Annotated in this window: 1 protein-coding gene; it reads right to left on the bottom strand. The window is 50.0% G+C overall.

Annotated features, from left to right (window positions below; translation table 11 throughout):
- A partial coding sequence (locus CW742_RS15235; protein WP_292421881.1) for a cobaltochelatase subunit CobN occupies positions 1 to 1,018 on the bottom strand: 1,018 nt, incomplete at both ends.

Below are 1,018 nucleotides of genomic sequence, written 5' to 3'. Positions count from 1 at the left end.
GGATCGCTTCATCGAGCAATTCGTAACTGGTGGGATAACAGTCCCGTAACGTGGACGTGATTTCAACGGTGATATCAATACGGGGGCGCCCGAGTTTATCAAGCGGAACGACACGGAAGGATCTGACCTGCCCGCTTGCATTCCAGATCGGTTCCACCCCAAGCAGGTGGAACATCTGCGCAAATCCTTCTCCATTGGAGCACATGAGATCTATTGCCATCCAGAAAAATCCCACATTTTCCGGCAGCCGCCCTTCTTCTTTTTGGTATTTCTGTAACAGGGATTCAGCCAGGTTTCGGCCCACGATCCACGCGGATTTTGTCGGCATCCGGTAGGGATCGGTTGAATAGAAATTCCTCCCGGTGGGAAGGATATCATCCTGACCCCGGTTAAGGAACCCGGACGGCCCCGGGGGCGTATGTCCCCCATTCATGCCATTGAATAGTGCGTTTATTTCTCTTGACTGTTCGAGTCGTTCGTTGATATCCAGTATCCTCATCTGGATAACACGGAGTTTATCCTCAGATTCTTTTGTCAGGAGTAATCCCAGCACTTCCTGAAGCCGTGCACCCGGGTCATTGAGAGTGCACCTGATAATGGATTTTGCCTGCTGATCCAGTTCCTCGATGAGTGCCCCGTAGGACTTTGAAAACGTCTCCGAAAACCTGTCCTGGTGGCTGAAGAGTTCGTCAAAGTCGAGTCCGCGAGTTTCTGCAATCACTCTCCTTATGCAGAGATCGCCAATATCGAACCGGATGATATTGTTAATGAACTCGATCCGCATATCACCCAGCGGGATCTCCCCGAAAATATGAACATCCCGGATAACCTGGGTGTTGCGGATTTTTGACAGTGCTTCGTGAGCTTTTCCCTTCAGGATTTCAAACGAATCCGATGCAGAAAGATGCATATCCTTTTCAAGATTGATCTCGTGGATGGTATCCCGGATGAGGTGTTCCAGTGCATGCCTTCTCGCAGGATTATCATGGACCGTCTCATATTCTGTGAGAAGGGTATC

It is taken from the genome of Methanoregula sp., assembly GCF_002835825.1.
GTDB lineage: Archaea > Halobacteriota > Methanomicrobia > Methanomicrobiales > Methanospirillaceae > Methanoregula.
The sequence above is the reverse complement of the archived record's forward strand: the minus strand, read 5'-3'. Positions and strand labels throughout refer to the sequence as shown.